This window comes from uncultured Endozoicomonas sp. (genome assembly GCF_947495845.1).
GTDB lineage: Bacteria > Pseudomonadota > Gammaproteobacteria > Pseudomonadales > Endozoicomonadaceae > Endozoicomonas.
This window is the reverse complement of record NZ_CANMAO010000057.1, coordinates 1-6,077: the sequence shown is the minus strand read 5'-3', so window position 1 is coordinate 6,077 and position 6,077 is coordinate 1. Positions and strand designations below refer to the sequence as shown.

Annotated in this window: 6 protein-coding genes; 3 read left to right on the top strand and 3 right to left on the bottom strand. The window is 41.9% G+C overall.

What is annotated here, in order from left to right; translation table 11 throughout:
- Window positions 1–2 precede the first annotated feature (2 nt).
- Entirely contained in the window at window positions 3–167 is a 165-nt protein-coding gene (locus Q1B11_RS19805) for a threonine/serine exporter family protein (RefSeq protein ID WP_366139496.1), read from the bottom strand.
- A 236-nt stretch (window positions 168–403) separates the two neighbouring features.
- Entirely contained in the window at window positions 404–1,291 is an 888-nt protein-coding gene (locus Q1B11_RS19800) for a LysR family transcriptional regulator (RefSeq protein ID WP_299735668.1), read from the bottom strand.
- A 113-nt stretch (window positions 1,292–1,404) separates the two neighbouring features.
- On the opposite strand from Q1B11_RS19800, the gene Q1B11_RS19795 reads away from it, so the two are divergent.
- Window positions 1,405–2,271 (top strand): MBL fold metallo-hydrolase, encoded by an 867-nt coding sequence (locus Q1B11_RS19795; RefSeq protein ID WP_299735666.1) that lies wholly within the window; start codon window positions 1,405–1,407, stop codon window positions 2,269–2,271.
- A complete protein-coding gene (locus Q1B11_RS19790) occupies window positions 2,265–2,879 on the top strand; it encodes a DsbA family protein (protein WP_299735664.1) in 615 nt (204 codons plus the stop codon). The genes Q1B11_RS19795 and Q1B11_RS19790 overlap by 7 nt, the downstream gene beginning before the upstream one ends.
- A gap of 495 nt (window positions 2,880–3,374) precedes the next feature.
- Here Q1B11_RS19790 and Q1B11_RS19785 read toward each other — a convergent pair whose 3' ends face one another.
- Complete coding sequence (locus Q1B11_RS19785) at window positions 3,375–4,286, bottom strand: LysR family transcriptional regulator (protein ID WP_299735663.1); 912 nt, start codon at window positions 4,284–4,286, stop codon at window positions 3,375–3,377.
- Window positions 4,287–4,395: 109 nt separating this feature from the next.
- Between Q1B11_RS19785 and Q1B11_RS19780 the strand changes: the two genes are divergently transcribed.
- Entirely contained in the window at window positions 4,396–5,964 is a 1,569-nt protein-coding gene (locus Q1B11_RS19780) for a carboxylesterase family protein (protein ID WP_299735661.1), read from the top strand.
- The last annotated feature ends 113 nt before the right edge of the window (window positions 5,965–6,077 follow it).

The following is a 6,077-nucleotide window of genomic DNA, read 5'->3' as shown; positions in this document are numbered from 1 at the left end:
GCTCATGGAATCAGCGCTCCCAATAATGCAGAGCTCAAAGTAATCCCCATAGCGATGGCCATGGAAATCACGATGGCCTGCATGGCTCTTCCCTGACCGGTAATGATATGACCATGCACCAGATCCACAATGCTATTGATCATGGGAATACCGGGGATTAAAAACAAAACCGAAGCAAATTTAAGGGTGTCCTATATTTTGTCTTCTCCTATATTTTTATATTTTTTTTGATCATTGCCTATTCGTTTGTGGATTAAGCAATTGTGATCGAGTATGTCTTCGGGGATAAAGGAGCGACATGTTCTGCTAGATATTGAGGGGAGGCGCAAACCACCTATAGGCTATTGTAAGTTTCGAATGCGGACAGAAATCTCTTGTTCCACTACTCTCTAACCCCCAAGTTCTACCAAGGATTGTCTTTGAAATACTCATGCAAATAATCAATTAATGCTCTTACGGTTGGAGATTGATGTTTTCTTGAAGAATAGAGCGCATATATTGTCAGATCGGCGGGTTTCCACTCTGATAGGACTGGCTGTAATGTGCCGCTCTCGATGTATTGATTAGCTAAGTAGGTTGGTTGAATGGCGACACCTCCACCAATAAGTGCTGCATGGAGTAATGTCGTAGCCTCGTTAGCGGTTAGTTTACATTCAACATCTATTGATTTTTGTTGAGTACCATTCGTGAGGTGCCATACGTGTCGCTGAAAGTTTTTATACCCCAGACAGTTATGCATACTCAGTTCCTCTGGCTCCGAGAGGTCCTTCCTGCTTGCTAAATATGCAGGTGAAGCAACTAGTACCGATTCGCAAATGGCTATCGGTTTACCAATCAAAGATGGTTCCGGATTAGAAGCGATTCTAATCGCAAGATCAATTTGTTTTTCTGTCAGGTCAGCGACTGAATCCTGTAGATCGATATCGACATGGACTTTGGGATGCATAGCCATGAAATTCAAAAGCGCAGGGACAAGCTGCGAAAACCCGAATGACATACTTGTCGCAATTCGTGCTATCCCGGTTAGCTCTTCACTATTATCACTTAAAGCGACTAACCCGTTCGCTTGCTCAAGCCAAACCTCAACTTCTTTTAAACACCGCTCTCCGGTCGTTGTGAGCGTTACCTTTCGGGTTGTTCGGTGTAGTAAACGGGCGTTTAACCACTTCTCCATAGCTTCAACATAACGTGTCACCATGGGGCGAGACATCTCAAGTCTGTCAGCCGTAGCGGTAAAACTGCCTGATTGAGCAATATCAACAAATACTATTGCAGCGGTTAATTTATCCATTTATTTGCTCGGATTAAGAAATAATGATGTTTGGTTTTGTATGTTTTTCAGACCATGTCAATCATTTATGATTTATCACATCAAAACAAGCCATATAATTTACGGAGCAAGTCATGAAAAGAATCAGCCTATTAGCCGCATTCATCTTAGTCGCAGGTAGCGCCTTTGCCACAGAGCAAACGACACTGACTTTTGATATTTATAACGCAGACGAAAACAGCTTCCACGCAAACTCCACATTGATTGTTGGAGAGAGTGAGGTAATGCTGATAGATACTGGCTTTACTAAAGCAGATGCTCTGCGGATTGCAGCAAAAATACAGGATACGGGTAAAGAATTAAAAACTATTTTCATTAGTCAGGCCGACCCTGACTTCTATTTTGGCGCTGAAGTATTACACGCCTTGTTTCCCAATGCAGATATTGTGACAACGCCTGCGGTAAAAGAAGTCATAGAAAAGAAACTGCCTTCCAAACTCAAGGTGTGGAGTCCTAGAATGGGCAGTAATGCACCTGTTACGCCTTATATTCCTAAAGTAATAGAGGCGACAAGTCTTATTTTGGAAGGACACAAGATTGAGATAAAAGGTACGGATGGCGTTTTACCGCACCGCCCATACTTATGGATTCCTTCAAGTAAAACAATATTAGGTAACATAGCAATATTTGGAAATTTGCATCTTTGGACTGCGGATACGCAAACCGAGCAGAGTCAAAATGCATGGAGTGAGCAACTTAAGGAGATGCAAGCTTTACAACCGGAAACGGTTATTCCGGGACATATGAAATCGGGAACTGCGTTAAACGTTGAATCCATTAACTACTCTTTGCAGTATCTTGAAGATTTCAGTGAGTCAAAAAAGAACAGTAAAAATAGCGAACAACTCATTGAAAAAATGTCTGTGAAATACAAAGGCGCAAAGTTACCTATTGCTTTAAGCATTGGTGCGAAAGTTCATATGGGAGAGATGACATGGTAACTATTCACTACTTCTATGATCCTATGTGTGGGTGGTGCTATGGCGCGACTCCATTGATAGAATCAATTGCAAGCAGCAGTAAGTATCAGCTAGTAATGCACCCCGGAGGGATGCTTCCAGCAAAATTGATAGCACCATCGTTTCGTCAGAATATTTTAAATAGTGACCGACGAATTAGTGAACAGACCAATGCTCAGTTCGGACAGGATTATATAGAACGTGTAGCAGGTAATGAGCAACTTGTTCTGGACTCTTATCTTCCTACTCGGGCAATTCTTGTTGGAGAATCTTTAGGGCTTGATCCATGTGACATGTTAAAAGCAATACAAAAAGCACATTACATTGAAGGCAAAGCCGTCAATACTCTTAGCAGTTTGGAAGAGTTGGTTGTTCAACTAGGGCTCGACCAACAGTTATGGCGAGAGAGAATGCAAACAGGGGAACCCTTAGAAGACGCCGCAATCGATATTAGCCATCAAATGATGACCCGATTGGGCGTTCAGGGTTACCCAACACTTATGATTGAAGACAATGGGGAATTTAAGAGGTTGCCTCATACCGAGTTTTATGGCCGAACAGAGCAATGGAAGACATTATTAGAAATTTAACTAAACGCGACCTTGCGTTAACAGATAGTGTATAAAGCCACACTCATAATGTTCGTGACGCAAATGAAATTGCGGCGCGAACTTATTTCAACCAAATGATTATGCACCTTAAGTATTTTTTGTAAATGCTGCGTATGATAGCTTCTGGGAGTTTCCGTTCACCACTAAGGGCAGCCTGAAATAATAAACTTGAAACAAAACTAGTGATGAAGTCTATCGGTGGTGTATTGCTCAAACACTTAAATGGACAAAGATGATTCAGCAAAGACCTTGCTGAATCGAAGGTGGACAATTCTGAGTTACGAACCATCAGAAAAACTGAACTTTCACATAACTTCTAGTATCGCAACTATACAGGCAGTAATTATGTGGCAGTCTAAATTACCTCATTCATTACATGTTTATATTGCAAAAGCTTTAGAAAAATAGAAGCAACTAACCGATTGGGTGCATTTTTGCATGTTTGTATTAACAACATAGCTTCATGAAACAATATTACGCATACGCTCGATGTTTAATCGATAGGTCTTCTTGTAAAAAATCCAATAAGAGTCGGTGCTGTTTGGGTTGATATGGCCTTGAAGGGTACAGCGCCCATATTCCAATTAAATTGACTTCAAAGTCTTTCAAAAAGACAGTCAAAGTCCCTGCTTGTATGTCGTTTGCAATAAAGGGTAACGGTAAACACGCTATACCTTTGCCATTAATCGCTGCATTGAGAAGTATGCAACTATCATTTACAGAGTAGTTACTTGTGACCGTCACATTAACGGGCTGAGCGGATTTCGAACGAATCTTAGGAACAAACAACCAATCATGGCCTATTCGTTTGTGGATCAAGCAATTGTGATTGAGTAAATCTTCGGGAGATAAAGGAGCGCCATGTTCTGCTAGATATTGAGGAGAAGCGCAAACCACCGATGGGCAATCAGCCAGTTTCTTCCCAATTAAAGATTCGGGCAGGTCGTTGCTCAACTCGATTGCCATATCAATCCCATGTTTAATCAAATCCAGTGACTGATTCGACAGCGTGAGATCGACTTCAATTTCAGGGTATTTAAGCATGAATTGTTCAATAGCTTGAGCAAGATAAAGCTGACCAAATGAAATGCTCGTTACCAGCGATATTCGACCTTTGGGCTGAGATTGTTGCTCTTGAGCAAGGCTATATAACTGGTCATTTTGCTTCAAAATATTCTGGCAAAAAGGTAACAACTCTCGACCTACATTTGTAATTCCTAGGCTTCTTGTTGAACGATACAACAAACGGACACCTAGCGATTTTTCTAACGCAGCGATGTGACGAGTCGCCATGGAGCGTGATATTCCTAGCACTTCAGAGGCCGCGGTTAGGCTACCTAATTCCACAATAGAAACAAATACTTCCATCGATATGATTCTATCCATACACCCTCAATAGTTCGATTTATGCAACAATCTATTGAGGTATAGCATATATATCAACTTCAAACTAGGATTTATACTGACCTCATATTCCAATACGGAGTCGAATAAAATGAAAAAAACAATGATGCTAGCCGCATGCCTCAGTGCAGGTTTAATTCAAAGTAATGTACTATTTGCCCAGACTCAAAATTCTGAAAGCTCAAGGGTGGTAAGCATTGAGTCTGGTAAACTTATGGGAATCAACCATGATGGCGTGAGTACATTTTATGACGTTCCGTATGCCAAAAACCCTTTTACGGCAGCTCGCCGATTTCAAGCACCGCAAGCATACGAAACTTGGAACGGAGTATTAGATGCAACAAAGGCAGGTCAACCTGTCCCACAGCCTAGCCGAGATAAGAACACCTCCTTGGTGGGGGCTCCCGATGCTCTAACTCTGAACATTTGGACACCTACGAGCGCCGTTGCTACCAACAACAAGCTATCAAATAAAAAGCTGCCAGTCATGGTGTGGATTCCTGGCGGCGCATTCATCCGAGAAGATGCAGCAGAGTTAGCCTACGACGGAACGAGCTTTGCTCAGAATGATGTGATTGTTGTAACGGTCAATTATCGTGTAGGCGTTGATGGTTTTATGCACCTTGAGGGCGCACCGGATAATCGCGGCATTCTTGATCAAATCATGGCTCTTAAATGGGTACAAAATAACATCGAAGATTTTGGTGGAGACCCTAGCCAAGTGACAGTCGCAGGTCAATCAGCCGGGGCAGAAAGTGTTGCCATTTTATTGGGTACCGAAAAAGCCGAAGGCCTATTCCAGAAAGCCATTATGCAAAGTCCTCCAATGGCATTTTTAACTCAGAAAGAAGCTCAGAAAATCACACAAAACTATACCAAAAAACTGAATATTCCAGCCACCGTTGAAGGCTTATCGACCATTCCATTTCCTGAATTAGTTAAGAACGTTATTGATATGGGTTACGCCATACAAGATCGCGAAAAATGGGGAATGACGTCATGGGGCGGTACCGCATTTTTGCCCGTTGTTGATGGCGATATCATTGTTGAGTCTCCAATGAAAGATCTCACTAAAGCTTCTCCTTCTATTCCGGTCATCGTTGGTAGCACCGATCAAGAGTCACGGCTGTATCTAGTACCAAGTGGTGCCGCTAATAATACGTCCGAAGAAACCAAGTCGCTATTATTGTCTGATTTATCATTGGAAGGTAGCCCTGCTGATGTGTATTCAACAAAAGGCAATGGAAAATCTATTGGCGACACTTTTGCCGACATCCAATCTGACTTTACCTTTAGAATGCCAGCACTGCACATTGCTCAACAGTTAACTAAAAACGGCAACAAAATTTGGCATTATAACTTTTCTTGGGTGTCACCTGCATTTGATGGTCAGTTAGGAGCCGCACACTTTGTTGACGTACCGTTTGTGTTTAATACAACTGACAATGAACAAGCAAAAACATTTGTCGGCTCACAGCCTCCAGTTGAACTTATTAATACCATGCACAACCAATGGCTAACATTCATCAAGACAAGTAAAGCTGATTGGTCTCCTTACAACTTATCGGAACGACCAACAATGCAATTTGATGTTAAATCGAAACAGGTCAATGACCCTAATAGCTCAGTTCGAAAATTGTGGGAAGATTTTGAGTTCTAAGTAAAACGATTCAAATATTAGACGGTGCCCCCTGTATCAGCATAGTTGTCGTCTCTCCTGAATTTAAAACTTAAACAGGGGGCGGCCAGTGAATAATCAATGGCCCGCTATTC